The organism is Streptomyces sp. NPDC005496, assembly GCF_042872045.1.
Classification (GTDB): domain Bacteria; phylum Actinomycetota; class Actinomycetes; order Streptomycetales; family Streptomycetaceae; genus Streptomyces.
The window spans coordinates 399386-423758 of record NZ_JBIAJQ010000005.1 but is presented as its reverse complement, the minus strand read 5'-3'; the positions used below and the strand labels follow the sequence as shown (position 1 = coordinate 423758).

At 71.4% G+C, this 24373-nt stretch carries 21 protein-coding genes and 1 tRNA gene; 8 read left to right on the top strand and 14 right to left on the bottom strand.

Annotated elements, in window-relative coordinates; all coding sequences use genetic code 11:
- Positions 1 to 71 precede the first annotated feature (71 nt).
- From pknB to ACFYQQ_RS17945, 6 genes are all read right to left on the bottom strand, one after another.
- Positions 72 to 2081 (bottom strand): Stk1 family PASTA domain-containing Ser/Thr kinase, encoded by a 2010-nt coding sequence (gene pknB / locus ACFYQQ_RS17970; RefSeq protein ID WP_355781748.1) that lies wholly within the window; start codon positions 2079 to 2081, stop codon positions 72 to 74.
- A gap of 170 nt (positions 2082 to 2251) precedes the next feature.
- Entirely contained in the window at positions 2252 to 3733 is a 1482-nt protein-coding gene (locus ACFYQQ_RS17965) for a penicillin-binding transpeptidase domain-containing protein (RefSeq protein ID WP_355781751.1), read from the bottom strand.
- Positions 3730 to 5175, bottom strand: a complete 1446-nt coding sequence (locus tag ACFYQQ_RS17960; protein WP_355781754.1) for an FtsW/RodA/SpoVE family cell cycle protein — start codon at positions 5173 to 5175, stop codon at positions 3730 to 3732. Before ACFYQQ_RS17960 ends, ACFYQQ_RS17965 begins: the two co-directional genes overlap by 4 nt.
- A gap of 26 nt (positions 5176 to 5201) precedes the next feature.
- Complete coding sequence (locus ACFYQQ_RS17955) at positions 5202 to 6743, bottom strand: Stp1/IreP family PP2C-type Ser/Thr phosphatase (protein WP_355781757.1); 1542 nt, start codon at positions 6741 to 6743, stop codon at positions 5202 to 5204.
- 128 nt (positions 6744 to 6871) lie between these two features.
- Positions 6872 to 7393, bottom strand: coding sequence for an FHA domain-containing protein (locus tag ACFYQQ_RS17950; RefSeq protein ID WP_121405035.1), 522 nt, complete (start codon positions 7391 to 7393; stop codon positions 6872 to 6874).
- A gap of 10 nt (positions 7394 to 7403) precedes the next feature.
- Entirely contained in the window at positions 7404 to 8255 is an 852-nt protein-coding gene (locus ACFYQQ_RS17945) for a DUF3662 and FHA domain-containing protein (RefSeq protein ID WP_356163700.1), read from the bottom strand.
- 795 nt (positions 8256 to 9050) lie between these two features.
- Between ACFYQQ_RS17945 and ACFYQQ_RS17940 the strand changes: the two genes are divergently transcribed.
- Positions 9051 to 9134: transfer RNA gene (locus ACFYQQ_RS17940), tRNA-Leu, on the top strand.
- Positions 9135 to 9451: 317 nt separating this feature from the next.
- Here the strand turns inward: ACFYQQ_RS17940 and ACFYQQ_RS17935 are convergent.
- A complete protein-coding gene (locus tag ACFYQQ_RS17935) occupies positions 9452 to 10105 on the bottom strand; it encodes an NAD(P)H-dependent oxidoreductase (RefSeq protein ID WP_355785212.1) in 654 nt (217 codons plus the stop codon).
- A gap of 175 nt (positions 10106 to 10280) precedes the next feature.
- On the opposite strand from ACFYQQ_RS17935, the gene ACFYQQ_RS17930 reads away from it, so the two are divergent.
- The 4 genes from ACFYQQ_RS17930 (at position 10281) to ACFYQQ_RS17915 (ending at position 13920) form a co-directional block, all read left to right on the top strand.
- Complete coding sequence (locus ACFYQQ_RS17930) at positions 10281 to 10592, top strand: winged helix-turn-helix transcriptional regulator (RefSeq protein ID WP_388904832.1); 312 nt, start codon at positions 10281 to 10283, stop codon at positions 10590 to 10592.
- A gap of 95 nt (positions 10593 to 10687) precedes the next feature.
- Positions 10688 to 12184 carry a DUF2252 domain-containing protein gene (locus tag ACFYQQ_RS17925; RefSeq protein ID WP_355785217.1) on the top strand — a complete coding sequence of 499 codons (1497 nt, stop codon included), beginning with the start codon at positions 10688 to 10690 and terminating at the stop codon, positions 12182 to 12184.
- Positions 12185 to 12606: 422 nt separating this feature from the next.
- Positions 12607 to 13407, top strand: coding sequence for a hypothetical protein (locus ACFYQQ_RS17920; protein WP_355785229.1), 801 nt, complete (start codon positions 12607 to 12609; stop codon positions 13405 to 13407).
- Positions 13408 to 13590: 183 nt separating this feature from the next.
- The gene (locus tag ACFYQQ_RS17915; protein WP_355785220.1) at positions 13591 to 13920 is read left to right on the top strand and encodes a rhodanese-like domain-containing protein; all 330 of its coding nucleotides are present in this window, start codon (positions 13591 to 13593) and stop codon (positions 13918 to 13920) included.
- A gap of 103 nt (positions 13921 to 14023) precedes the next feature.
- On the opposite strand, the gene ACFYQQ_RS17910 is transcribed toward ACFYQQ_RS17915, so the two are convergent.
- The 6 genes from ACFYQQ_RS17910 to paaA form a co-directional block, all read right to left on the bottom strand.
- Entirely contained in the window at positions 14024 to 15157 is a 1134-nt protein-coding gene (locus tag ACFYQQ_RS17910; protein ID WP_355785223.1) for an acyl-CoA dehydrogenase family protein, read from the bottom strand.
- A gap of 315 nt (positions 15158 to 15472) precedes the next feature.
- The gene (locus ACFYQQ_RS17905) at positions 15473 to 16540 is read right to left on the bottom strand and encodes a 2Fe-2S iron-sulfur cluster-binding protein (RefSeq protein WP_355785226.1); all 1068 of its coding nucleotides are present in this window, start codon (positions 16538 to 16540) and stop codon (positions 15473 to 15475) included.
- The gene (locus tag ACFYQQ_RS17900; RefSeq protein ID WP_356238084.1) at positions 16540 to 17178 is read right to left on the bottom strand and encodes an iron-sulfur cluster assembly protein; all 639 of its coding nucleotides are present in this window, start codon (positions 17176 to 17178) and stop codon (positions 16540 to 16542) included. Before ACFYQQ_RS17900 ends, ACFYQQ_RS17905 begins: the two co-directional genes overlap by 1 nt.
- Positions 17175 to 17909: a 1,2-phenylacetyl-CoA epoxidase subunit PaaC gene (gene paaC, locus ACFYQQ_RS17895; RefSeq protein WP_355793483.1), complete on the bottom strand. Its 735-nt coding sequence runs from the start codon at positions 17907 to 17909 to the stop codon at positions 17175 to 17177. Before paaC ends, ACFYQQ_RS17900 begins: the two co-directional genes overlap by 4 nt.
- Positions 17906 to 18190 carry a 1,2-phenylacetyl-CoA epoxidase subunit PaaB gene (paaB, locus tag ACFYQQ_RS17890; protein WP_355793485.1) on the bottom strand — a complete coding sequence of 95 codons (285 nt, stop codon included), beginning with the start codon at positions 18188 to 18190 and terminating at the stop codon, positions 17906 to 17908. The genes paaC and paaB overlap by 4 nt, the downstream gene beginning before the upstream one ends.
- Positions 18187 to 19230, bottom strand: coding sequence for a 1,2-phenylacetyl-CoA epoxidase subunit PaaA (paaA, locus tag ACFYQQ_RS17885; protein ID WP_355793487.1), 1044 nt, complete (start codon positions 19228 to 19230; stop codon positions 18187 to 18189). Before paaA ends, paaB begins: the two co-directional genes overlap by 4 nt.
- Positions 19231 to 19499: 269 nt before the next feature.
- Here paaA and ACFYQQ_RS17880 point away from each other — a divergent pair, with 269 nt between their 5' ends.
- From ACFYQQ_RS17880 to ACFYQQ_RS17870, 3 genes are read left to right on the top strand one after another with little or no spacing between them, the layout of a single operon-like run.
- Positions 19500 to 20519, top strand: a complete 1020-nt coding sequence (locus ACFYQQ_RS17880; RefSeq protein WP_356238083.1) for a DUF5819 family protein — start codon at positions 19500 to 19502, stop codon at positions 20517 to 20519.
- The gene (locus ACFYQQ_RS17875; protein ID WP_355783028.1) at positions 20519 to 21814 is read left to right on the top strand and encodes an HTTM domain-containing protein; all 1296 of its coding nucleotides are present in this window, start codon (positions 20519 to 20521) and stop codon (positions 21812 to 21814) included. The genes ACFYQQ_RS17880 and ACFYQQ_RS17875 overlap by 1 nt, the downstream gene beginning before the upstream one ends.
- Positions 21811 to 22614 carry a TrmH family RNA methyltransferase gene (locus ACFYQQ_RS17870; protein ID WP_355783031.1) on the top strand — a complete coding sequence of 268 codons (804 nt, stop codon included), beginning with the start codon at positions 21811 to 21813 and terminating at the stop codon, positions 22612 to 22614. Before ACFYQQ_RS17875 ends, ACFYQQ_RS17870 begins: the two co-directional genes overlap by 4 nt.
- A 21-nt stretch (positions 22615 to 22635) precedes the next feature.
- Here the strand turns inward: ACFYQQ_RS17870 and paaN are convergent, their stop codons facing one another.
- Positions 22636 to 24342: a phenylacetic acid degradation protein PaaN gene (gene paaN / locus ACFYQQ_RS17865; RefSeq protein ID WP_355783033.1), complete on the bottom strand. Its 1707-nt coding sequence runs from the start codon at positions 24340 to 24342 to the stop codon at positions 22636 to 22638.
- Positions 24343 to 24373 lie beyond the last annotated feature (31 nt).

Genomic DNA, 24373 nt, shown 5'->3' with positions numbered 1-24373 from the left:
TACGACGGAGCCCCGGCACCCTTCGTGGGTGCCGGGGCTCCGTGTGCAAGGACCCGGTGCGGGCGGACCGGCTAGTCCTCCGTGCGGAACACGGTGCCGGTGACGCCTCCGAAGAAGCCGCCGTTACCGCCGTTGCCCCCGTTGTCGCCCTGTTGCTGGCCGGTGGTGGTCAGGTTGACCGCGGTGCCCTGGTCGACCTGGCTGCCGGCCGGGGGATCGGTGATCAGGACGATGGCGTTGTCGTCATTGCCGCCCGTGATGTTCCCGACCTGAAGGCCCGCCTCCTGGATCGCCTTCTTGGCGTCCTTGAGGCGCTGGCCCGTCACACCCGGGACGGCCACCTTCTGCTTCTCGGCGGCCTTGCCGATCTGGATGGTGACCTTCGACTGCGGATCGACCGTGGAGTTGGCCGAGGGGGCGGTCTGGAGCACCTTGCCGACCTTCGCGGCGTCGGCGGTCTCGACGTCCTGGCACTCGCCGACCAGGTCGTTGGCCTGCATCTGCTGCTTGGCCTCGTCACAGGACTTGCCGGTGACGTCCGGGACGGTGGCCTGCTTCTTCTCCTTGGCGATGGTGAGGGTGATCGTCGATCCCTTCTCCACCTCCTTGCCCGGGTCCGGGTCCTGGGCGAGCACGGTGCCCGGATCCTGGCTGGACTCCTTTGACCTGGTCTCCACGTCGAACTGGTACTTGTCCGCCTCGAGCTTCTTCTTGGCCACGGCCAGGGGGTCGTCGATGACGTTCGGCACGGCGACCTTCGGGGCCCCGGTCGAGACTACGAGGTTGATCGTGTCGCCCTTGTTGACCTCGGTCTTGGCCACGGGGTCCTGGGAGCAGATGCTGCCGGTCTTCTGGTTCTCGCAGGGCTTCTTCGTGAACGTGAGCTGCAGCTCCCGGTTCTCCGCCATCTGGACGGCGTCGGCCTTGGTCTGGCCCACGAAGTCCGGTGCCGGGAACGGTTCGTCGCCCGAACCGCCGCCCCCGAAAGCCCACTTGCCGATGAGGATCGCACCCACGAGGACCAGGATTCCCGCGACGACCAGCAGGATCGTCGAGGTGTTGTTCTTCTTCTGGCGCCGGCGGTCGGGCCGGTCGTCGTAGCCGTACCCGGCGTCGTCCGGGTTCATCGGGGGCAGCATCGACGTGGCCTGCCCGTCCGTGGACCGCAGGGCCGTGGTCGCCTGGTCGTCGGGGTAGCCGCCGTAGCCGACGGAACCCATGGCGGCCGTGGCGCCCACGGGCTGGCCGTCGAGGCAGGCCTCGATGTCCGCGCGCATCTCGTCCGCGGACTGGTAGCGGTAGTCGGGGTCCTTGGTCAGCGCCTTGAGGACGATCGCGTCCATCTCGGGCGTGATCTCGGGGTCGAAGACGCTCGGAGGCTGCGGCTCCTCGCGGACGTGCTGGTAGGCCACCGCCACCGGGGAGTCCCCGACGAACGGCGGACGCACGGTCAGCAGCTCGTACAGCAGGCAGCCGGTGGAGTAGAGGTCGGAGCGGGCGTCGACCTGCTCGCCCTTGGCCTGCTCCGGGGAGAGGTACTGCGCGGTGCCGATGACCGCCGCGGTCTGCGTCATCGTCATGCCGACGTCGCCCATCGCGCGGGCGATGCCGAAGTCCATGACCTTGACCTGGCCGTTGCGCGTGAGCATGACGTTGGCCGGCTTGATGTCACGGTGGACGATGCCGGCGCGGTGGGAGTACTCCAGCGCCTGGAGGATGCCGATGGTCATCTCCAGCGTGCGCTCGGGCAGCAGCTTGCGCCCGGAGTGCAGCAGCTCGCGCAGCGTGGAACCGTCGACGTACTCCATCACGATGTACGGGATGGAGATGCCCTCGATGTAGTCCTCGCCGGTGTCGTAGACGGCGACGATCGCGGGATGGTTGAGCGAGGCGGCCGACTGGGCCTCCCGGCGGAAGCGGGCCTGGAACGACGGGTCGCGCGCGAGGTCCGCGCGCAGCGTCTTCACCGCCACGGTGCGGCCGAGCCGGGTGTCGTGGGCGAGGTGAACCTCGGCCATGCCACCACGGCCGAGCACCTGGCCCAGCTCGTACCGGCCGCCGAGGCGACGCGGCTCTTCCATAGCTACCTACCAGCCCTCTCCGTCAGTCCCGACCGCACCTTTGTGTGGTCCGGCGGTGTGCTGTCCGGGCATACCGTACCCGGATCGCTTTGTGTGACCTGGCCAAGACCGTCACCCGATACAGGACCGGTATCGCAACGTGCACCGATGCGCAGGGGACGTGACGGGGGTCACTTCTTGCTGTCGAGAACCGCCTTCATCACGTCCCTCGCGATGGGCGCCGCGAGGCCGCCACCGGAGATGTCGTCGCGGTTGGCGCTCTCGTCCTCGACGACGACGGCCACGGCGACCGGGGAGCTGCCGTCGCTCTGCTTGGCGTAGGAGATGAACCAGGCGTACGGGTTCTCGCTGTTGTCGACACCGTGCTGCGCGGTACCGGTCTTGCCGCCGACCGTGATGCCGTTCTCGTTGATCTGCGCCTTCTGGCCGGTGCCGTCCTTGACGACCGTCTCCATCATCGACTGGAGGATCTGGGCGTTCTCCTCGGAGAGCGGCTCGCTCATCTTCTGCGGCTCGGTCTGCTCGATCACGTCCAGGTTCGGCGCCTGGAGCTTGTCGACCATGTACGGCTTCATGAGCGTGCCGTTGTTGGCGACGGCTGAGGCGACCATGGCCATCTGGAGCGGGGTCGCGGCGGTCTCGAACTGGCCGATGGAGCTGAGCGCGGTCTGCGGCCGGTCCATCTTCGTGGGGAAGATGGACTTGCTGGCACGCACCGGCGTGAACTGCTCCTCGTTGAAGCCGAACTTCTCGGCCTGCTCGACCATCTTGTCGCGGCCGAGGTCGGCGCCGATCTTGCCGAAGACCGTGTTGCAGGAGACCCGGAGCGCCACGCGCATGGTGGCGTTCTCGCAGGGGATGTTCCCCTCGTTCTTCAGCTCCGTCGTCGTGTCCGGCAGGGTGTACGGCAGCGGCGTCTTGGTCTTCTGGTCCGCGCTGGTGTACTTCCCGTTCTCCAGCGCCGCGGCCGCGGTGACGACCTTGAACGTGGAGCCCGGCGGGTAGGTCTCGCGCAGCGCCCGGTTGAGCATCGGCTCGTCCGGGTCGTTCTTCTTCTGGATCTTCGTCCAGGCCTTGCTGTCCGTCGTCGTGGAGTTGCCGGCGAACGTCGACGGGTCGTACGACGGGGTGGAGGCCAGGGCGAGGATCGCGCCGGTCTGCGGGTCGATCGCGGCGACGGCGCCCTTGCCCTGCCTCAGCAGGCCCTGGTAGGCGGCTTTCTGCGCGGCCGAGTTGAGGGTGGTGACGACGTTGCCGCCCTGCTTCTTCTTGCCGGTCAGCATGTCGAGGGTGTTGCGGAAGAACAGCCGGTCGTCGTTGCCGGTGAGGATGCCGTCGTCGATGGACTCCAGCTGCGTGGCCCCGAAGGCCTGGGAGGCGTACCCGGTGACCGGCGCCCACATGGCGCCGTCCTTGTAGGTCCGCTTGTACGCGAAGTCGCTGTTGTCGGTCTTCTTCGAGCCGGTGATCGACTTGCCGTCGACGATGATGTCGCCGCGCGGGGTGGCGTAGCGCTCGATGGCGACACGGCGGTTCTTGGGGTCGTCCTTGAGGGAGTCGGCCTTGACGTACTGAAGCCAGTTGTCCCGGATCAGCAGGGCGAGGACGAGCAGCCCGCAGAAGATCGCGATCCGGCGCAGGGGCTTGTTCACGGGCGGACCACCTGGGTCATCTCGGCGTCGGGGTTGGGGGCGGGGGCGGGCGCGGGCCGCCTGGCGGTGTCGCTGATGCGGATCAGGATGGCGATCAGCGCCCAGTTGGCGATGACCGAGGAACCGCCGGACGCCAGGAACGGCATGGTCATACCGGTCAGCGGGATCAGGCCCATGACGCCGCCGGCGACCACGAAGACCTGGAGCCCGAAGGCGCCGGACAGACCGACGGCCAGCAGCTTGCCGAACGGGTCGCGGGCGGCGAGGGCGGTACGGATGCCACGCTCGACGATCAGGCCGTAGATCAGCAGGATCGCCATGACGCCGGCCAGGCCCAGCTCCTCGCCGAAGGTGGCGAGGATGAAGTCGGAGTTGGCGGCGAACCGGATCAGCTCGGAGTGGCCCTGGCCCAGACCGGTGCCGAGGGTGCCGCCGGAGCCGAACGCCCAGAGCGCCTGCATGGCCTGCTCGGAGTGGACGACGCCGTCGTTGGTCCCGGCCTGGCTGAGCGCGTACTCGCGCATCGGGTCGAGCCAGGCCTGGACACGGGTCTGGATGTGCGGTTCGAAGGTGGCCACGCCGACCGCGCCGGCGGCGGACATCAGCAGACCGAAGACGATCCAGCTGGTCCGCTCGGTGGCGACGTACAGCATGATCACGAACATGCCGAAGAACAGCAGCGACGTACCGAGGTCGGTCTCGAAGACCAGGATCAGGATGGAGATGAACCAGACCACCAGGATCGGGCCGAGGTCACGTCCGCGCGGCAGGTAGAGGCCCATCACCCGGCGGCTGGCGAGGGCCAGCGCGTCCCGCTTGACCATCAGGTAGCCGGCGAAGAACACCGCGAGGACGATCTTCGCGAACTCACCGGGCTGGATGGAGAATCCGGCGATCGAGATCCAGATCTTGGCGCCGTAGATGTTGGCGCCGAGCCCCGGCACCAGCGGCAGAAGCAGCAGCACCAGGGCCGCGACCATCGAGATGTACGTGTAGCGCTGCAGCACCCGGTGGTCCTTCAGGAACACCAGCACCACCACGAACAGCGCGATGCCGAGCGCGGTGTACAGCAGCTGGCGCGGCGCGGCGCCGCCGGCCTGGTTGATCGACTGCAGCAGCTTCGACTGGTCGAGCCGCCAGATCACCACCAGCCCGAGCCCGTTCAGCAGCGTCGCCAGCGGCAGCAGCAGCGGGTCGGCGTACGGCGCGAACTTGCGGACCACGAGGTGGCCGACGCCGGCGAGCAGGCCGAGGCCGAGGCCGTAGCTCAGCAGGCCGGGCGGCACCGAGTCGTTGATGGCGAGGCCCACGTTGGCGTAGGCGAACACCGGGATGACGACGGCGAACACCAGCAGCGCCAGCTCGGTGTTGCGTCGGCTCGGCGTACCGATCGAGCCGATCGTGGACGTCTGGTGCGTCGACGGGTTCGTAGTACTGCTCATGGTGTGACAGGGCCCCTCACGGCTGCTTACTGCTTACCGCACAGCGAGACCAGCTTCTGCTCTTCCTCGGAGAGGCTGGGGCCGGGTGTGGGAGTGGGTGCGGTCTTGGACTTGGAGGACGAGGGCTGCGACGCCGACGGGTTGGGCGTCGGCGACGACGTGGCCTTGGACGTCAGTGCGGACTTCGTGGTTCCCGTGACGCCACCGGCCTCGCCCTCGCCGGTCTTGGCGTTCTTCTCGTTCTCGGCGGAGCGGCGCTCGGCGTTCTTCTTGCACGCGGACGCCTGCACGGCCAGCTCGTCGATCTTGGACTGCGCGTCGTCGAGCCCGCCCTCGGCGATGGTCGCCTTGACCTGCTTCTGCTGGTAGGGCGGCAGGTACTTGAGTTCGATCTCGGGGTGGTCCTTCTCCACCTTCGAGAGCGAGACCCAGGCCAGGTCCTGGCTGATGCCCCGGTACAGCGCGACGTGCTCGTCCTTGGTGCCGACGTAGTACTGCGTCTGCGTCCAGCGGTAGCCGCCGTACAGGCCGCCGCCGATGACCGCGAGCGCGAGCACCGTGTAGAAGGACCTCTTCAGCCATTTGCGCCCCGAGCGCGGCTTCACGAAGTCGTCGTCCGAGTACCCGTCGAAGCTGCCGGTCGGGACGTAGCCGGTGGTGTCGCCGCTGCCGGGCGGGCCGAACTCGCCGCCGCCGCCCTGTCCGGGCACCTGGCGGCCGAGGTTCGAGGCGCGTCCGGCGGGGGTCTGCATGGCGCCGTTGTCGTGCGACTGGAGCTGGTTCTCGGCGACCGCGCCCACGACGACCGGGGTGTCGGAGAGCTGGGCGGCGAGGGTGTCGCCGCTGTCGATGTCGAGGACGTCCGCGACGATGACGGTGATGTTGTCCGGGCCACCGCCGCGCAGCGCGAGCTGGATCAGCTCCTGGACGGTCTCCTGCGGGCCCTGGTAGCTGGCGAGGGTGTCCTCCATCGTCTGATGGCTGACGACTCCCGACAGGCCGTCGGAGCAGATCAGGTACCGGTCGCCGGGGCGGACCTCGCGGATCGAGAGGTCGGGCTCGACGTGGTCGCCGCTGCCGAGCGCCCGCATGAGCAGGGACCGCTGCGGGTGCGTCGTGGCCTCTTCCTCGGTGATGCGGCCCTCGTCGACGAGGCGCTGCACCCAGGTGTGGTCCTGCGTGATCTGCGTGAGGACGCCGTCGCGCAGCAGGTACGCCCGGGAGTCGCCGACGTGGACGAGGCCGAGACGCTGACCGGTCCACAGCAGGGCGGTGAGCGTCGTGCCCATGCCCTCCAGCTGGGGGTCCTCCTCGACCATCATGCGGAGCTGGTCGTTGGCGCGCTGCACGGCGGTGCCGAGCGAGGTGAGGATGTCGGAGCCGGGCACGTCGTCGTCGAGCGCGACGATGGTGGAGATCACCTCGGAGGAGGCGACCTCGCCGGCCGCCTGGCCGCCCATCCCGTCGGCGATCGCGAGCAGGCGTGGACCGGCGTAACCGGAGTCCTCGTTGCCCTCTCGGATCATGCCTTTGTGCGATCCGGCGGCGAAGCGCAGTGACAGACTCATGCGCACCTCGCCCGTCGGCTCCGGGTACATCCGCACGGTGCCCACCCTCCGGTCGGGAGCGCGCGGGGGTCCGTCGTGTGGACCGCTGCTGCGTGCTCGCTCCGCTCGCGCCTATTCATGACGTAGTACTACTTCCGCAGCTCGATGACGGTCTTGCCGATGCGGATCGGCGCGCCCAGCGGGACCGGTGTGGGAGTCGTCAGCCGGGCCCGGTCGAGATAGGTGCCGTTGGTGGAGCCGAGGTCCTCGACGATCCACTGGCCGTCCCGGTCCGGGTAGATCCGGGCGTGCCGGCTGGACGCGTAGTCGTCGTCGAGCACGATCGTCGAGTCGTGCGCCCGGCCCAGGGTGATGGTCTGCCCCTGGAGCGCGACGGTCGTGCCCGTGAGGGTGCCCTCCGAGACGACCAGTTTGGTGGGGGCGCCGCGGCGCTGGCGCCCGCCGCCGCTCGGCGCCGCCTGCTGGCGCTGCTGCGGGGGCGCGGCCTGGCGCGCGGCCTGCTGCGGCCGCGCGGCTTCCCTGCGCGAGCCGCGCTGTGTGACGCGCGTTCCGAACAGGTCGCTGCGGATGACCTGCACGGCCACGATCACGAACAGCCACAGTACGGCCAGGAAACCCAGCCGCATGACCGTGAGGGTCAGCTCTGACATTGCCCCCGCTTCACCCTTCGGCTTGCCGGTAAATGATGGTGGTGCTGCCCACGACGATCCGCGAGCCGTCGCGGAGCGTAGCGCGGGTGGTGTGCTGCCCGTCCACCACGATGCCGTTGGTGGACCCGAGATCCTGGATCGTCGAGGGCGTTCCGGTCCGGATCTCACAGTGCCGGCGCGAGACGCCGGGGTCGTCGATCCGCACGTCGGCTTCGGTGCTGCGGCCCAGCACCAGCGTCGGGCGGGAGATCTGATGGCGGGTGCCGTTGACCTCGATCCAGTGCCGTGTTCTGGTGCCCGGTCCGGGGGCCGCCGCGGCGCGCTGTCCCAGGGGGGCGACGCCGGGGCGTCCGCCGGGCGGCGGCGCGGACGGCATGGGAGGAGCTGCCGAGGGCTGGGCGGACGGCGGGTAGCCGTATCCGCCGGGTCGCCCCGCGGCCGGACCCGCGGGGCCCGCCGGGGCGGACGCGGGGGACTGCTGGTTGGTGGAGGAGGCGAGCGTACGGCTGCGCACCCGGTACAGACCGGTGTCCAGGTCGTCGGCCTTCTCCAGGTGGACCTTGATGGGGCCCATGAACGTGTAGCGCTGCTGCTTGGCGTAGTCGCGCACCATGCCCGCGAGTTCGTCGCCGAGCTGGCCCGAGTAGGGGCTGAGGCGCTCGAAGTCCGGCGTGCTCAGCTCCACGATGAAGTCGTTGGGTACGACGGTCCGCTCGCGATTCCAGATCGTGGCGTTGTTGTCGCACTCCCGCTGGAGCGCTCCCGCGATCTCCACGGGCTGGACCTCGGACTTGAACACCTTGGCGAAGGTGCCGTTGACCAGACCTTCGAGACGCTGCTCGAACTTCTTCAGGACTCCCATGGGGCACCTCCTCCTTAGACGTCGTCCTGCGTGCCGCTTGCGTCCGTACCGCTCGCCGCGCTGCCGCGTGCGGTGCTTCCTGTGCTGCTCACCGCGGTGTCACCCACGTGTCTACTGCCCAGCGCGGTGCCACTTACGGCGTACTGCTGATCGTCTTCGTCCTGATACTGCTTACTGATCGTATCCACGCGCCGGGAAAACGGGTGGTTCCCCCTGTCGGCCCGGTCGACGAGTGTCGAGACCTCGCGAAGCACCGAGCCGGGGTTCCCTCCCGGAGTTCCCTCCGGAGCGCCTCTTCGAACTCCTCACGACAAGGATCGTAGAGGCGGCCCGGGACCAGTGTCCCGCACCTGGCTGTGCACCTTGTCCGGCTCCTGTACAGATGGCCAGGACCGGTACGAGGTTGATACGTGAACCGGTTCCGCTCGGTACGGGGGAACGGAGCGGGACGGGACGAGAGGGGCGAGGGGGACGAGGGGGGGCCAGAGCGACCAGGGGCGGGCGGGACGGGGCCGGCGGGGACGAGGAAGGGCGAGAGGGGACGGCCGGGAGCGCGGAGCGCCCCGCGCGACCTCCCGTGTCCACGCGTCCCCTCCGGCGCGGGCACCGCCCCGGGCCTGGCCCGAGGCCCCGGCGGGGCCTCCCGGACGCCGGGCGCGTGCTTCGCCGGCCGAGGTCCGCCGAGCGTGCGGGGGCCGGGGAAAGGGATGTGATTCCACCCCGGACAGCGTGCTAATCTTCTGCATGTCGACAGGCGCTCGCACCACTTGGTGGGAGACGGACGACACACCCAATGCGCGGGTGGCGGAATAGGCAGACGCGCTGGATTCAGGTTCCAGTGCCCGAAAGGGCGTGGGGGTTCAACTCCCCCCTCGCGCACAGCGAACGGACCTTCACTCCGACGAAAGTCGGGGTGGGGGTCCGTTTCTCGTTGCCCGAAAAGACCGGATCCCGGCCTGCCCGTCGCGGGCGACCCCGGGTCCGGCGGTGAGCTATCTCACTGCACGACCGTGAGGCTTCCGTCCCACGCCCACGACGCCGGTAGCCCGGGAGGCGCCGGCTCGTTGAGACAGGGCGTGGGTACATCCCCTTCGTACGAGCAACTGCGCGCCGTGTCACCGAGTCGTGAGGTCGGTCACACGGCGCGGGCCGTACTGGGTGGTGGTGGCCGCGAGGCCACGGGTGCCCGGTTGGGGTCAGGCGGCCAAGTGGGCCGTGACCTCCTTGGCCTTGGCGGTGGCGGCGTCGAGGGCCTGCGCGCGCGAGGCCTCGAAGAGCGGGACGAGCTCGGACATGGCCGGGTTCTGCGGCGCCATCGTGAGCTCCGGGACGATGAAGTGGACGTCCATGGCCAGGCTGTCCGCGAAGACCGCCTGGAGGTAGTTCTGCACGTACTCGTAGGGCTCGCGCGGGGTGCCCGGCGCGTAGGAGCCGCCGCGGCTGGCGACCACGGTGATCGGCGTGCCCTTGATCTTCGAGTCCTCGGCCATGGCGGTACGGCCGATGAGGATCACGTTGTCCAGCCACGCCTTGAGGGTCGAAGGGATCGAGAAGTTGTACATCGGGGCGCCGATCAGGACGGCGTCCGCCCTCTCCAGCTCCTCGATGAGCTTCACGCGCTCGGCGAAGGCGGCGGCCTGCTCCGGGGTGTGCGCGTCCGGGGCGGCGAAGCCGGCGGTGTGGGCGTCGGCGGTGATGTGCGGCACGGGGTTCGCGGCGAGGTCGCGGTAGATCACCGTGCCGTCGGGGTGCTGCTCCTCCCAGGTCTTGCGGAAGGCGTCCGTCACGGCGCGGGAGGCCGACGCGGCGGTCGGGAACACGGACGAGTCGATGTGCAGGAGCGTGGCCATCGGAATCTCCAATGAAGGGCGAAGCGGCCCGGGCTGCGGGCTTCTTTTTCGTACCTAACTAGAGATAACACAGTCACTTACTTTTTTTCATCCCCTTGCGTGAGCGCAGTACTCTGGAGGCATGGCGGAGTCGGTGCCCCACCACGCAGGACCGTGTCAAAAGGTCGATGACGGGATGACGCGGGTCTTCCAGCTGCTCGGAAAGCGCTGGACCGGCCTGGTCGTGTCCGTGCTGATCCAGCGGCCCGTGCACTTCGCCGAACTGCGCCGGGCCATCCCCGGCATCAGCGAACGGATGCTCTCGGACCGCCTCACGGAGTTGGGCGTGGCGGGACTGGTCGTTCGCGAGGTGAACGACGGACCGCCGCTGCGGGTCGCCTACCGCCTGACCGAGGCGGGCGCCGCACTGGAACCCGCGCTCAAGGAACTGGGCGTCTGGGCCGAGCGGTACCTGCCGGAGGGCGGGCCTTGCCGCGGCGGGAAATAGCTGGTCCGCGGAGTTGTCCACAGGGTCTGACGCGTCTCGGCCCCCGGCGGTACGGTCATCACGAGTTGATGTTGTGCACGGGGGAGGCGGTCACGATGACCGAGCAGGACGCAGAGGCTGCTGAGCGGGACGCAAAGGCCCCCGAGCAGGACGCGGGTGCTTCGGAGCGGCGCGCACCGAGGAACTTCCGCGTGCGGGGGTTCGCGGAGCGGCCCTTCCAGGAGACGCCCGGCAGCGGGGAAGCCGGAGGACACCGGGGTCCCAAGGCCGAGGGCAAGGCCCTGCGGCAAGCCGTGCCGCGCGCCGCGCACGCCGAGCTGACGCCCGACACCGGCCGGCCGGACGCGGTGACCGCGGTCGAGCAGTCCAACGCCGGCCGCATCCCCGAGCTCACGCCGATCCGCGTCGGCAGAATGGCCGCCTCACCCTTCGCGTTCCTGCGCGGATCGGCCGGCCTCATGGCGTACGACCTCGCGCGCACCCCCATGACCGGCATCGCGGCGCAGCTCTGCGGTGACGCCCACGCGGCGAACTTCGGCCTGTACGGCGACGCCCGCGGCGGCCTGGTCATCGACCTGAACGACTTCGACGAGACGGTGCACGGCCCCTGGGAGTGGGACCTCAAGCGGCTCGTCACCTCTCTCGTGCTCGCCGGACGGGAGGCCGGGGCGGACGAGCACACCTGCCGCAAGGCGGCACACGACACGGCGGGTGCCTACCGCCGCACCATGCGGCTGCTGGCGAAGCTGCCGGTCCTCGACGCGTGGAACGCCATCGCGGACGAGCAGCTCGTCTCCCATGCCGACGCCCACGACCTGCTCGGCACTCTCGAGCGGGTCTCCGAGAAGGCGCGGGCCAACACCAGCGGACGGTTCGCGGAGAAGTCGACCGAGACCGTGGAGGGCGGCGGCCGGCGGTTCGTCGACGCACCGCCGGTGCTGCGCCGCGTACCGGACGGGGAGGCCGCGGCGGTGGCGGCGTCCCTCGAGGACTACCTGACGACCCTGTCCGAGGACCGCCTCCCGCTCCTCGCCCGGTACGCGGTGCACGACGTCGCCTTCCGCGTCGTCGGCACCGGAAGCGTCGGCACCCGCTCGTACGTGGTCCTGCTCCTGGACCACCGTGGGGAACCTCTCGTCCTCCAGGTGAAGGAGGCCCGGCCCTCGGCGCTGGTCCCCCATCTCCGGACGGCCGGCTATACCGTGCCCGACGTGGAGCACGAGGGCCGGCGCGTGGTCCTCGGCCAGAAATGCATACAGGTCGTCAGCGACTTCCTGCTCGGCTGGACGACGGTCGACGGGCGCCCCTTCCAGGTGCGGCAGTTCCGCAACCGCAAGGGCAGCGTCGACCCCGCCGCCCTCGCCCCCGGCCAGGTGGACGACTACGGCCGGATGACGGGCGCCCTGCTCGCCCGCGCCCACACGCACAGCGCCGACCCGCGCCTGATCGCCGGCTACTGCGGCAAGAACGAGGAGCTGGACGAGGCGATGGCCGCCTTCGCCGTGGCCTACGCGGACCGTACGGAGGCGGACCACGCGGAGCTGGTGGCGGCGGTCGCGCAGGGCCGCGTGGCCGCGGAGGCGGGCGTGTGACGGGAGGGTCGGGCGGCGTCGCGGGTCGGCCCGGGAAACCCCGGGGGCCCGTGGCCTAGGCTGGACGGGTGACGACCCCGGAAGCCGAGCACAGCCAGCCCGACCGCAGCGAGGCGGACGCCGCCCGCACGACGGAGGACGCCAGCTCCCGCAGCACCGCGAGCCCGCAGCCCGACGAGGGCACGGGGGCTCAGTCCTCCGGCGGACAGAGCGTTCCGGCCGCCGGGGGCGAGCGGGTCGGTTCGGATGCGCAGAGCGCCGCGAGCGTCGAGGGCGGTCAGGTCGCTGCGGATGCGCGGAGTGGCGCGGGCGTTGAGGGCGATCAGGTCGGTGCCGATGATGGTGCCGGTGCCGGTGCCGGTGCCGGTGCGGGCGCGGGCGCGGCGGCTGAGGCAGGCGCCGTCGGAGCGGGTGCCGGTGTCGTGGCCGATGAGGACGCGCGGCCCGAGGCGCGGCTGGAGCGGGCCGTGCGCGCGGCCGAGCAGGCGCTGATCGAGTACGAGATCGCCGTGGAGACCTTCCGCGTCGAGGTCGAGAACTTCTCGCGGCTGCACCACCAGAAGCTCGGGCCGATGTACGCGCGGCTCGACGAGCTGGAGGCCCAGATCGCCGAGGCGCAGGCCGCCCGCACCGGTGACCCGGAGGACGTGCGCAAGGCGGACGAGGCGCGGGCCCGGGTCATGCCGATGCCGGGCGTCGAGGAGCTGTTCCACGGCTGGATGGACTCGGAGGGCCTGTTCCCGGAGGCCGCGGCGATGCTCACGGACCAGCCGGTGCGGCCCCCGCAGCGCGTGCGGCCCAGCGACGAGGCCCGCAGGCTCTACCGCGAACTCGTCCGCAAGGCCCACCCGGACCTGGCGCAGGACGACGGCGAGCGCTCGCGGCGCGACGAGTTCATCACCCGGGTCAACGCGGCCTACGCGCGCGGCGACGAGGTCCTGCTGCGGGAGCTGTCCGCCGAGTGGGCCGCCGGTCCCGTGCCGGAGGAGTGGAAGCCGAGCCGCAGCGAGGAGCTCTACGCCCGCCTCGAATGGCTCTCGCAGCGCAAGGAACTGCTCACGCTCGTAGCCAGTGACTTGGAGGAGAGCGCGATCGGCGCGATGCTCAAGCTGGCTCCGGACGACCCCGACCGGCTGCTGGAGGAGATCGCCGAGCAGCTCCTGGCCCAGGTCGGGCAGCGCGAGGCCCAGCTGGCGGAGCTGATCGGTCAGCAGCGGAGCTGATCGGTCGGCGAGGGGCGTGCGCTGTCGGTCCGCCGACGGGTGGCTGTGGCTGTGGTGGACCTCGGGCGCCTGAGGCTGCCGGTGGACCTCGGGCAGCTGGGGCTGTCGGTGGGCGCCGGATGGCTGGGGCGACGGAGTGCTGGTGCGGTCAGGTAGCGTCGAGGCATGCATTTTGGAGCTGGTGTGCCCACCGTCGAGGTCAAGGACCTGACGGACGGAGACTTCCTGCTGGACGTCCGCGAGGACGACGAGTGGCAGGCGGGTCATGCCGAGGGGGCGCTGCACATCCCGATCAGTGAGTTCGTGGCCCGCTACGGCGAGCTGACCGAGGCGGCGCCGCAGGACGGCAGGGTCAATGTGATCTGCCGCTCCGGGGGACGTTCGGCGCAGGTGGCCATGTACCTCGTACAGCAGGGCGTCGACGCGGTGAACGTCGACGGCGGCATGCAGGTCTGGGCCGCCGCGGGCCGCCCCGTCGTGAACGACAAGGGCGAGCAGGGGTTCGTGCTCTGAGCAGGTAACCGCGGAGGCGGATGACCGGCGGGGCGAGGGCGGGGGCCAGGGGTTGGGGTCCCCGCCGTCGGTGGCCGTGAGCCGTCATCCGGTGAGCCGCCGTTCAGCTCAAGGGGTGGGCTGCCAGGAGGTCGCCCAGGGCCTCCTCGTGGGCTGCCGCCGGGCCGAGGGAGAGTTCGAGCTGCTTGGCCCAGGCGTGGTAGCGGTGCAACGGGTACTCCACGTCCGCACCGAAGCCGCCGTGCAGATGCTGCGCGGTCTGCACGACACGTCGTACGCCCTCGGACGCCCAGGTCTTGGCGACGGCCACGTCGGCCGCGGCGGGCAACGCACCGCTCGCACCCGTGGAGATCCGCCACGCGGCCTGCCACAGCGTGACCTCCATGGCGCGCAGGTCGATGTAGCGGTCGGCGGCCTGTACGGCCACGGCCTGGAACGTGGCGACGGGGAAGCCGAACTGCTCACGCTTGCTCGTGTACGCGCTCGTCATGCCGAGCACGCGCTCCCCCAGCCCCAGCGCCAGCGCACACGTCCCGACGGTCAGCAGCTCGCGCAGTTCCTCCCAGGCGCCGTCCGCCTCGATGACGTCCCGTGCGGCGATCCGCGCCGAGTCCAGGCGCAGCTCGCCCAACCGCTCGCCGGTGGTGGAGAGTTGCTCGGCGAGTACGGCTCCCTCGTGGACGCGGGGGAGGAGGGCGAGGACGGTCCGGCCGGCGGCGGTGTGTGCGGGTACGACGATGACGTCGGCGTCGTGCGCCCAGGGCACGGCGGTCTGCAGGCCGTCCAGGATCCAGGAGTCGCCGTCCTCGCGGGCGGTCACGGCGAGTTCGGCCAGGTCGTGGCCGGTGCGGCCGTTCGCGGCGACGGTCAGCACGAGTTCGCCACGGCCGGCCCGTGCCGGCAGGTCCGCCTTCGCCTCGGGGCTGCCGTGCGCCTGTACGGTCACCGCGGCCGCGGTGTTCTCCAGCAGCGGTACCCGGGCCAGTACCTTCGCGGACTCGCGCAGCACCAGGCACAGCGCGACGGCGTCCAGGCCCGCGCCGCCGGACTCCGCGTCCAGCAGCAGGCTCAGCAGGTCGGCGTCGGCGAGCTTCGCCCACAGCGGCCGGTCGAAGTCCTCGGCGACGGCTCCCGCGGTCATGGAGGGGCTGGGTACGGCGTCCGGTGCCACCCCGGCGAACACCGCCCTCGCCGCTTCGGCCGCCGCCTGCTGCTCCTCGGTGAAGGTGAAGTCCACGGTCCCGCCCCTCCCACGCACCCGGCCACCCGTCCTGCCACCGTCGTGCCGCCCGAACCGGTGGAACCGGCGGATCGTCGGTCGGGTGGCTCCGACGGATCTGACGGTTCGTCAAGATAGAACAGGTTCTACAAGAAGGGAACGGGTGACGAGGGCAGGGGTGGAGAGGGAGGGGTCCGAGGGCGGGTTGGGGTCCGTCCCGCACAGCGCGGCGACGAGCACCGTCGCCGCTGTCGTCACCGGGAATCGGTCACGTCACCGGGAGCGCAGGCCGTCCGGTGACCCGGCAGGGGTGCCGGGTCACCGGAGACGGGGTCAGCGGTCGAAGTCCAGCTCCACCTTCTCCGTGGCCGGATGGGACTGGCAGGCCAGTACGTAACCCGCGTCCGTCTCCTCCGGCTCCAGCGCGAAGTTGCGGTCCATGCGCACCTCACCCGAGACCAGGAAGGCGCGGCAGGTGCCGCAGACCCCGCCCTTGCAGGCGTAGGGGGCGTCGGGGCGGTTGCGCAGCACTGTCTCCAGGAGGGACTCGCCGTCCTGGACGGGCCAGGTCCCGCCCCGGCCGTCGAGCCGGGCGGTGACCATGCTGTGGGCGGGAGCCGGTGTGGTGACCGCGGGCGCGGCGACGGTGTCCACGTGGAAGATCTCCTCGTGCAGCCGCGTGCGAGGCACCCCGAGGCCGCGCAGCGCCCGCTCCGCGCCCTCGACGAGACCGAGCGGCCCGCACAGGAACCAGCCCGCTACTTGGTCCACGGGCAGCAGCGCCGGCAGCAGCGCGGTCAGGCGCTCCTCGTCGAGCCGGCCCGTCGGGAGTCCGGCCTGCTGCTCCTCCCGGGAGAGCGCCGTCACCAGCTGGAACCGCTCCGGGTAGCGGTCCTTGAGGTCGGCGACCTCCTCCAGGAACATCGTCGAGGCGGCCGTCCGGTCGCTGCGGATCAGGCAGAACCTGGCCTCCGGTTCGCGCGCCAGCAGGGTCGTCACGATCGACAGCACCGGCGTGATGCCGCTTCCGCCGACCACTGCCGCGTACAGCCCGGGGGCCGGGTCCAGGGTGAAGCGTCCGGCCGGTGTCATGACGTCCACCTCGTCGCCGGCCAGGATCTCCTTGAGCGCGTACGTCGAGAAGGCGCCGCCGTCGACGAGCCGCACGCCGACGCGCAGGGTGCGCGGGCCTTCGGGGTCGGCCGGGTCGGGCGCGGGGGAGCAGATCGAGTACGTCCGCCGGATCTCCGTGCCGTCGACGACGCGGCGCAGGGCGAGGTGCTGGCCGGGGGCGTGCCGGAACTCCTCGCGCAGGGCGGGCGGCACGGCGAAGGTCAGGGCGACGGAGTCGTCGGTGAGCCGGTCGACCGCGGCCACCGGGAGCGGGTGGAACCGGGCCATCACAACTCCTTGAAGTGGTCGAACGGTTCACGGCACGTCAGGCAGCGCCGCAGTGCCTTGCAGGCGGTGGACGAGAAGCGGCTGAGCAGTTCGGTGTCGCCGGAGCCGCAGAGCGGGCAGCGCACGGGTTCCGCCGCCGGCGTCCGGGCCGCCGTGAGCTCGTCAGCGGGGGCCTCGGCGCCGGCAACTGTCGCGCCCGGGGTCGTCGGCGCAGGCGTCGCTTCCTGCGCGGTGAGCGTGCGGGTCGGGCCGAGGCCGACCGTCACCGGGCCCGCCGGGCGGCCGCCGCGCGGCGGCGCTATGCCGAACTCGCGCAGCTTGCGGCGGCCTTCGTCCGAGATGTCGTCCGTCGACCAGGCCGGGCTGAGCACCTTGTGCACGGACACCTCGGCGACCCCGTGCTCGTGCAGCACGCGCTCGATGTCGACGGTCATCGCCTCGATGGCGGGGCAGGCGGTGTACGTAGGGGTGAGCTCGACCTCGACCGAGCCGCCCTCGCGGACGTGCACCGCGCGGAGTACGCCCAGCTCCTCCAGGGTGAGGACGGGCAGCTCCGGGTCGAGGACGGAACCGGCGAGCCTGCGCAGTTCCTCCTCGAGCGCGGTCGTGCGGCCCTCGGCCGTGGGGGCGGGGGTCACCACGACGCTCCCGGGTGGCTCCGGTGCAGGTGCTGCATCTCGGCGATCATCCGGCCGAACGATTCCGTGTGCAGGCCCTGCCGGCCGGCGCCCGCCGTCCACGCGCCGGACTGCGGTCCCTGCGGCACGTCGAGGGTCGCGCGGCGCAGGACGTCGGTGACGGAGGTCAGCCAGTCGGTCCGCAGCGCCTCCCAGTCGAGGTCCAGGCCCTCGACCGGCTGGAACATCTCGCCGGTGAACCGCCACAGCGCGTCGCAGGCCTGCCGCATCCGCTCGTGGCTCAGCTCGGTGCCGTCGCCCAGCCGCAGTGTCCACTGCTCGGCGTGGTCCCGGTGGTAGTCGACCTCCTTGACGGCCTTCGCGGCGAGCGGCGCCAGCGCGCCGTCACCGGCCGCCAGGCGCCCGTAGAGGAGGTGCTGGTAGGTGGAGAAGTACAGCTGGCGGGCGATCGTGTGGGCGAAGTCGCCGTTCGGCTGCTCGACCAGCTGGAGGTTGCGGAAGGCGCGCTCCTCGCGGAGGTACGCCAGCTCGTCCTCGTCGCCGACCATCGACAGCAGCACCCTGGCCTGGCCGAGCAGGTCCAGCGCGATGTTCCCCAGGGCCACTTCCTCTTCGAGGACGGGGGCGTGGCCGGCCCACTCCCCCAGGCGGTGCGAGAGCACCAGGGCGTCGTCCCCGAGGCAGAGGGCGGCGGCGGCCGTGGTGCCGGCCGCGGGCAGCGTGGGCGTCACAGGTGCTTCACCCCTTCCGGGATCTCGTAGAACGTCGGGTGCCGGTAGGGCTTGTCGGCGGACGGCTCGAAGAAGGGGTCCTTCTCGTCGGGCGAGGAGGCGGTGACGGCGGTGGACGGGACGACCCAGATGGAGACGCCCTCGCCGCGGCGGGTGTACAGATCGCGCGCGTTGCGCAGGGCCAGCTCGGCGTCCGGGGCGTGCAGGCTGCCGGCGTGGGTGTGGGAGAGGCCGCGGCGCGAGCGCACGAAGACCTCCCAGAGGGGCCAGTCGGTGGTCATGCTCGCGCCTTTCCGTGTACGTCCTCGGGCCGGCCGGTGCCGGCCGCGTCCGTCCTGGCCGCCTGCTTGCCCGCGTACGCGGCGGCCGCGTCGCGGACCCAGGCGCCTTCCTCGTGGGCCTGCCTGCGCTGGGTGAGCCGCTGGTCGTTGCACGGGCCGTTGCCCTTGAGGACCTCGCGGAACTCGGCCCAGTCGATCGCGCCGAAGTCGTGGTGGCCCCGCTCCTCGTTCCACCGGAGGTCCGGGTCGGGGAGGGTCAGGCCGAGGGACTCCGCCTGCGGCACGCAGATGTCCACGAAGCGCTGGCGCAGCTCGTCGTTCGAGTGGCGCTTGATCTTCCACGTCATCGACTGCGCGGAGTGCGCGGACTCGTCGTCCGGCGGGCCGAACATCATCAGGGACGGCCACCACCAGCGGTTCACCGCGTCCTGGGCCATCTCGTGCTGTTCCGGGGTGCCGCGGCTGAGGGCCAGCAGCAGCTCGTAGCCCTGCCGCTGGTGGAAGGACTCCTCCTTGCAGACGCGGACCATCGCGCGTGCGTACGGGCCGTAGGAGCAGCGGCAGAGCGGGACCTGGTTCGTGATCGCGGCGCCGTCCACCAGCCAGCCGATCGCGCCGACGTCCGCCCAGGTCAGCGTCGGGTAGTTGAAGATCGACGAGTACTTCTGGCGGCCGCTGTGCAGCTTGTCCAGCAGCTCGTCGCGGCTGGTGCCCAGGGTCTCCGCGGCGCTGTACAGGTACAGGCCGTGCCCCGCCTCGTCCTGCACCTTGGCCATCAGGATCGCCTTGCGGCGCAGGGAGGGCGCGCGCGTGATCCAGTTGGCCTCGGGCTGCATGCCGATGATCTCGGAGTGCGCGTGCTGCGCCATCTGGCGCACCAGCGTCGAGCGGTACGCGTCGGGCATCCAGTCGCGGGGCTCGATGCGCTCGTCGGCCGCCACGGCGGCGTCGAAGGCGCGCTCGTACGCCTCCTGCGCGGCGCCGTCCGTCGCCGGGTCCGCCTCCGTGCGGGCCGTACGCTGCGCGGCTGCTGTTGCCATGCGGTCCCCCTCGACCTCTCGCTCCTGGCTACCGACCGATCGTTCGGTTCGCTCGAAACCATGGTCGGGCGAGCGTCGTAAGGTGTCAACCGCTGTGGATAACCTCACGGGGCCCGGTTCGACCGCTGGGGCCCGTGGGGCTGTGCTGGACCGCGGGTCTGAGTACCGTTCCGTTCCGGTGCGAACGTCGGGGCGCGTGGTGCGCGAGTGATACCGCGCCGTACGGCCGGACGGCGGGGAAGCGGACCGGGATCGGGAAACGGGGCGGAATGGACGCGTACGACGAGGGCTCGGACGCCCGCCACGGGCCCGACCACCCCGGCAGACCCGTACCGCCCCCGCCCGGTAGCTTCGTGCCGCCCCCGCCCGGTGGTTCCCCGCCGCCTACGCCCGGGGGACCTGTGCCGCCCCCGCCCGGTGGTTCCGTGCCGCTTTCGTCCGACGAGCCCGACCACCACGGCGCCTCCGACAGCCCCGTACCGGACGACCCGGTCCTGACCCGCCCCGGCGCCGAGGCCGACGCGAGCCCTTCCGGTGAGCCGGAACCGGTCCGTCCCGGCCCGGAAGCCGTGCGCACCGAGCCGGTCGAAACGGCTGCGCAGGTGTGGCCGGACCACGCCGGCCGCGCGGCGGTGGCGCCGGACCGGGTCGGGCTCGCCGCGCTGTCGCTGCCCTACCGGATCGCGGCCGCCGGGGCCCTCGCCTTCGTCATGGTGGCCGCCTGCGTGCACCTCGGCATGGTGTTCCTGCATGTCGCACCCTCGAACACGGCGACCAAGCAGCACGGCCGGACCGTCGAGGAGTGGATCTACCCCGAGTTCGAGCAGAACTGGAAGCTGTTCGCGCCCAATCCACTCCAGCAGAACATCGCGGTCCAGGTCCGGGCCGAGGTCAGGACCGCGGACGGCGGGCGTCGTACGACCGGCTGGTACGACCTGTCGGCGCGCGACGGCGAGGCCATCGACGGCAATCCGCTGCCGAGCCACACCCAGCAGAACGAACTGCGCCGGGCCTGGGACTTCTTCGTCGCCTCGCACGACAGCGAGAACCGTCCGGCGGGCCTGCGCGGCGACCTCGCCGAGCGCTACCTGCGCCGCATCGTCGTGCTGCGCCTCGACCGGGAGCGGGTGGACGCCGACGGGGGCGTCGTGGAGCGCGTGCAGGTCCGCTCCCGCACGACCAACGTGCCGCCTCCCGACTGGAGCACGGAGCCGGTGTCCGACAAGCCGGTGCTCCGCGTGCTGCCCTGGTGGCGGGTGCCGACGGGCGGGGCGGGGGCGAGCGCCTGATGAACCGGTTCTCCCTCTGTCTCGCGCGCGGGATCGCCCGCGTCACCGAGACCGCCCTCGGGCCGTACCAGTCGGCGGTGATCCGTATCGGCTTCTCGGCCACCTGGCTGCTGTTCCTGCTGCGCGAGTTCCCGCACCGCCAGGAGCTGTACGGGCCCGACGGGCCCTGGAGCTGGGACCTGGCGCAGCAACTCGTGGCGAGCAACCACTCCTTCACGGTCCTGCTGTGGTCGGACAGCCAGCTGTGGTTCGAGACGGTCTACGCCCTGGCCGTGCTGTCGAGCCTGCTGCTGATGCTCGGCTGGCGGACCCGGACCATGTCCGTGCTGTTCATGGTCGGCGTGCTCTCCCTGCAGAACCGCAGCGTCTTCATGGGGGACGGCGGTGACAACGTCATCCACCTGATGGCGATCTACCTCGTCTTCACGCGCTGCGGGCAGGTGTGGTCGCTGGACGAACGGCGGGCCCGGCTCCGGCAAGCGGCACGCGCGCGTGGAGCGTTCCCCGGCCACGACGTGCTCCAGGGGACGCGGGAAACCCCGGAAGCCCCGGAGGCGAGGGGGACGGCGGACGGGTCCGATCCCGTCGGAGCCGCCCTGTGGGCCGTACTGGGTTTCGCCCTGCTCGCGGCGACGCTGACGGGGAAGATCGACGGCGGTCTGCTCGGGGGCTGGCCGGCCGTCTACTGGGGGCTGTGGGCCGGGCAGGGGCTGTGGTGGGCCGTCGGGCGCCGCGCGCGCACCGCCCAGCCGCGGATCCTGCTCGACGTCGTCGCGAACCTCGCGCACAACGCGGCCCTGCTGGTGATCATGGCCGAGGCGTGCCTGATCTACGCGACGGCCGGCTGGTACAAGATCCAGGGTTCGCGCTGGCAGGACGGCACCGCCGTCTACTACCCGCTCCACCTGGACTACTTCTCGCCCTGGCCCGCGCTCTCCGACCTGCTGTCCGCACACGGGACCGCGGTGCTGCTGGTGACGTACGGGACGGTCGTGGTGCAGGTCGCCTTCCCGTTCACGCTGTTCAACCGGCGGGTGAAGAACGTGCTGCTCGCGGTCATGATGACCGAGCACGCCGTGATCGCCGTGGTCCTGGGCCTGCCGTTCTTCTCGCTGGCGATGATCGCCGCCGACGCGGTGTTCCTGCCGACGTCCTTCCTGCGGCGCGTGGGCGGACGGGTGGCACGCGCGCGTGGGGGGCTGTTCCGCGGCAGGTACAGGGGCCGCACGGTCCCTGGCCCGCGTGGTGAGCAGCCGGATCCCGTGGAGGGGACGCACGTAGGCTTCACGGCATGAACGACCCGGGCGACAGGCGAGGCACGAACGGCGACGGCGGCACCGGCGGCGCGAACGACGCCGTGCGGGCCTGGCTCCGGCTCGCCGACGATGCGGTGCTGCTCGACGGCTTCCACGCCCTCAAGCACGCCGTGCGCTTCGGCGCCTCGGTCCCGGTGGCCGTCAGCGCCGACCGGTCCGCCACACTCGCCCTGGCGGACGAGCTGGCCCCCGACGTACGGGAGGTGCTCGACGGGCTGCTCAGCGAGGTCCCGGAGACGACGCTGCGGGCTCTGGTGCCACGTCCGCACCCCACCGCGGTGGCCGCGCTGGCCGTACGACCCTCCCGGACCGCCCACCTGGAGGCCCTGGCGCGTCCGGGCCGCACGGCGCCGGTCGTCGTGCTCGACAATCCCAGGAACCTGGGCAACGCGGGCGCCGTCATCCGGCTCGCGGCGGGCTTCGGGGCGACCGGAGTGGTCACCACCGGCACGCTCGACCCCTGGCATCCCACGGTCGTACGCGGCGGGGCGGGGCTGCACTTCGCGACCGCCGTGGAGCGGCTGACGGTCGCCGAGCTGCCGCCGGGGCCGGTCTTCGCCCTCGATCCGGAGGGCGAGGACATCCGCGGGCTGAAGCTCCCCGACGACGCCGTCCTCGCCTTCGGCTCCGAGCGCAGCGGGCTGTCCGCCGAACTGCGCGCCCGCACCGACCACCTGGTGTCCCTGCCGATGCGCCCCCAGGTCTCCAGCTACAACCTCGCGACCAGCGTCGCGATGACCCTGTTCCACTGGAGCACCACCGGGGGCGCCTCGGCTTGAGGCCCGGCGGGCCCGGGCGGCCTACGCCTCCCGGCGGACCTCCACGATCCTGAAGCGGTTCGCGACGAAGGCGCCGTCGCACAGGGCGGAGTTGGCCGCCGCGTTGCCCCCGGAGCCGTGGAAGTCGGAGAAGGCCGCCGTCTGGTTCACGTAGACCCCGCCGGTCAGGTTCAGCGAGAGCTGGGCGCACTCCTCGAAGCAGACCTCCTGGACGGCCTGCTCGACCTCGTCGGAGGTGGTGTACGCGCCGACCGTCATCGCGCCCTTGTCGCGGATGCTGCGCCGCAGCAGGTCCACGCCGTCCGCCGCCGAGTCGACGGCGACCGCGAAGGAGACGGGGCCGAAGCACTCGCTCAGGTAGGCGGCCTCGTCCTCGGCGCCGTCCCAGTACTTCCGGGCGCCGTCGAGCTTCACGATCACCGGGGTGCGCACCACGGCGCCCGGGAACTCGGGGTTGGCGACCTCCCGGGAGGGGAGGGCGACTTCGCCGAGGCCGGACGCGGCCTCCAGGCGGGCCTTCACGTCGGGGTTGACGATCGCGCCGAGCAGGGCGTTCGCGCGGGCGTCGTCGCCGAGGAGTCCGTCGACCGACCTGGCGAGGTCGGTGACCACCTCGTCGTACGACTTGGGGCCCTCCTCGGTGCGGATGCCGTCACGGGGGATCAGCAGGTTCTGCGGCGTCGTGCACATCTGGCCGCTGTAGAGGGACAGCGAGAAGGCGAGGTTCGACAGCATGCCCTTGTAGTCGTCGGTCGACTCGACGAGCACCGTGTTGACGCCGGCCTTCTCCGTGTAGACCTGGGCCTGACGGGCGTTGGTCTCCAGCCAGTCGCCGAACTCCGTGGAGCCCGTGTAGTCGATGATCCGGATCTCGGGGCGGACCGCCAGGGTCTTGGCGATGCCCTCTCCGGGGCGCTCGGCGGCCAGCGCGACCAGGTTCGGGTCGAAGCCGGCCTCGGTGAGCACCTCGCGGGCCACGGCCACGGTCAGCGCGAGCGGCAGCACCGCGCGCGGGTGCGGCTTGACCAGGACCGCGTTGCCCGTGGCCAGGGAGGCGAAGAGGCCGGGGTAGCCGTTCCACGTCGGGAAGGTGTTGCAGCCGATCAGCAGGGCGATGCCGCGCGGCACCGGTGTGAACTGCTTGGTCAGCGCGAGCGGGTCGCGCTTGCCCTGGGGCTTGGTCCACTCCGCGGTGTCCGGCGTGCGGACCTGCTCCACGTACGCGTACGCCACCGCCTCCAGGCCGCGGTCCTGCGCGTGCGGGCCGCCCGCCTGGAACGCCATCATGAACGCCTGGCCGCTGGTGTGCATGACCGCGTGCGCGAACTCGTGCGTCCGGTCGCTGATCCGCTTGAGGATCTCCAGGCAGACCACCGCGCGCGTCTCCGCGCCCGCGTCCCGCCACGCCCGCATGCCCGCGCGCATGGCCGGCAGCAGTACGTCGACGTCCGCGTGCGGGTAGCTGACGCCCAGCTCGATCCCGTACGGCGAGACCTCGCCGCCGACCCAGTCGTCCGTGCCGGGCTGGCCGAGGTCGAGACGGGTGCCCAGCAGGGCGTCGAAGGCGGCCTTGCCCTCCGCCATGCCCAGGCTCCCGTGCTCCCCGTAGGCCTTGGGGTGCTCGGGGTGCGGGGACCAGTACGCGCGCGTGCGGATCGCTTCCAGCGCCTGGTCGAGGGTGGGCCGGTGCTGGGCGATCAGCTGGTGCGCGGTGAGTTCGGCGGCCATCTAGGACCAACTCCTCGTCTCAGGAGCTCCT

Excerpts from the sequence above, each read along its gene's own strand:
- pknB (WP_355781748.1), bottom strand. The coding sequence starts at position 2,081 with ATGGAAGAGCCGCGTCGCCTCGGCGGCCGGTACGAGCTGGGCCAGGTG.
- ACFYQQ_RS17960 (WP_355781754.1), bottom strand. The coding sequence starts at position 5,175 with ATGAGCAGTACTACGAACCCGTCGACGCACCAGACGTCCACGATCGGC.
- ACFYQQ_RS17955 (WP_355781757.1), bottom strand. The coding sequence starts at position 6,743 with ATGAGTCTGTCACTGCGCTTCGCCGCCGGATCGCACAAAGGCATGATC.
- ACFYQQ_RS17950 (WP_121405035.1), bottom strand. The coding sequence starts at position 7,393 with ATGTCAGAGCTGACCCTCACGGTCATGCGGCTGGGTTTCCTGGCCGTA.
- ACFYQQ_RS17945 (WP_356163700.1), bottom strand. The coding sequence starts at position 8,255 with ATGGGAGTCCTGAAGAAGTTCGAGCAGCGTCTCGAAGGTCTGGTCAAC.
- ACFYQQ_RS17935 (WP_355785212.1), bottom strand. The coding sequence starts at position 10,105 with ATGGCCACGCTCCTGCACATCGACTCGTCCGTGTTCCCGACCGCCGCG.
- ACFYQQ_RS17930 (WP_388904832.1), top strand. The coding sequence starts at position 10,281 with ATGACGCGGGTCTTCCAGCTGCTCGGAAAGCGCTGGACCGGCCTGGTC.
- ACFYQQ_RS17925 (WP_355785217.1), top strand. The coding sequence starts at position 10,688 with ATGACCGAGCAGGACGCAGAGGCTGCTGAGCGGGACGCAAAGGCCCCC.
- ACFYQQ_RS17905 (WP_355785226.1), bottom strand. The coding sequence starts at position 16,540 with ATGGCCCGGTTCCACCCGCTCCCGGTGGCCGCGGTCGACCGGCTCACC.
- paaB (WP_355793485.1), bottom strand. The coding sequence starts at position 18,190 with ATGACCACCGACTGGCCCCTCTGGGAGGTCTTCGTGCGCTCGCGCCGC.
- paaA (WP_355793487.1), bottom strand. The coding sequence starts at position 19,230 with ATGGCAACAGCAGCCGCGCAGCGTACGGCCCGCACGGAGGCGGACCCG.
- ACFYQQ_RS17880 (WP_356238083.1), top strand. The coding sequence starts at position 19,500 with ATGGACGCGTACGACGAGGGCTCGGACGCCCGCCACGGGCCCGACCAC.
- ACFYQQ_RS17875 (WP_355783028.1), top strand. The coding sequence starts at position 20,519 with ATGAACCGGTTCTCCCTCTGTCTCGCGCGCGGGATCGCCCGCGTCACC.
- ACFYQQ_RS17870 (WP_355783031.1), top strand. The coding sequence starts at position 21,811 with ATGAACGACCCGGGCGACAGGCGAGGCACGAACGGCGACGGCGGCACC.
- paaN (WP_355783033.1), bottom strand. The coding sequence starts at position 24,342 with ATGGCCGCCGAACTCACCGCGCACCAGCTGATCGCCCAGCACCGGCCC.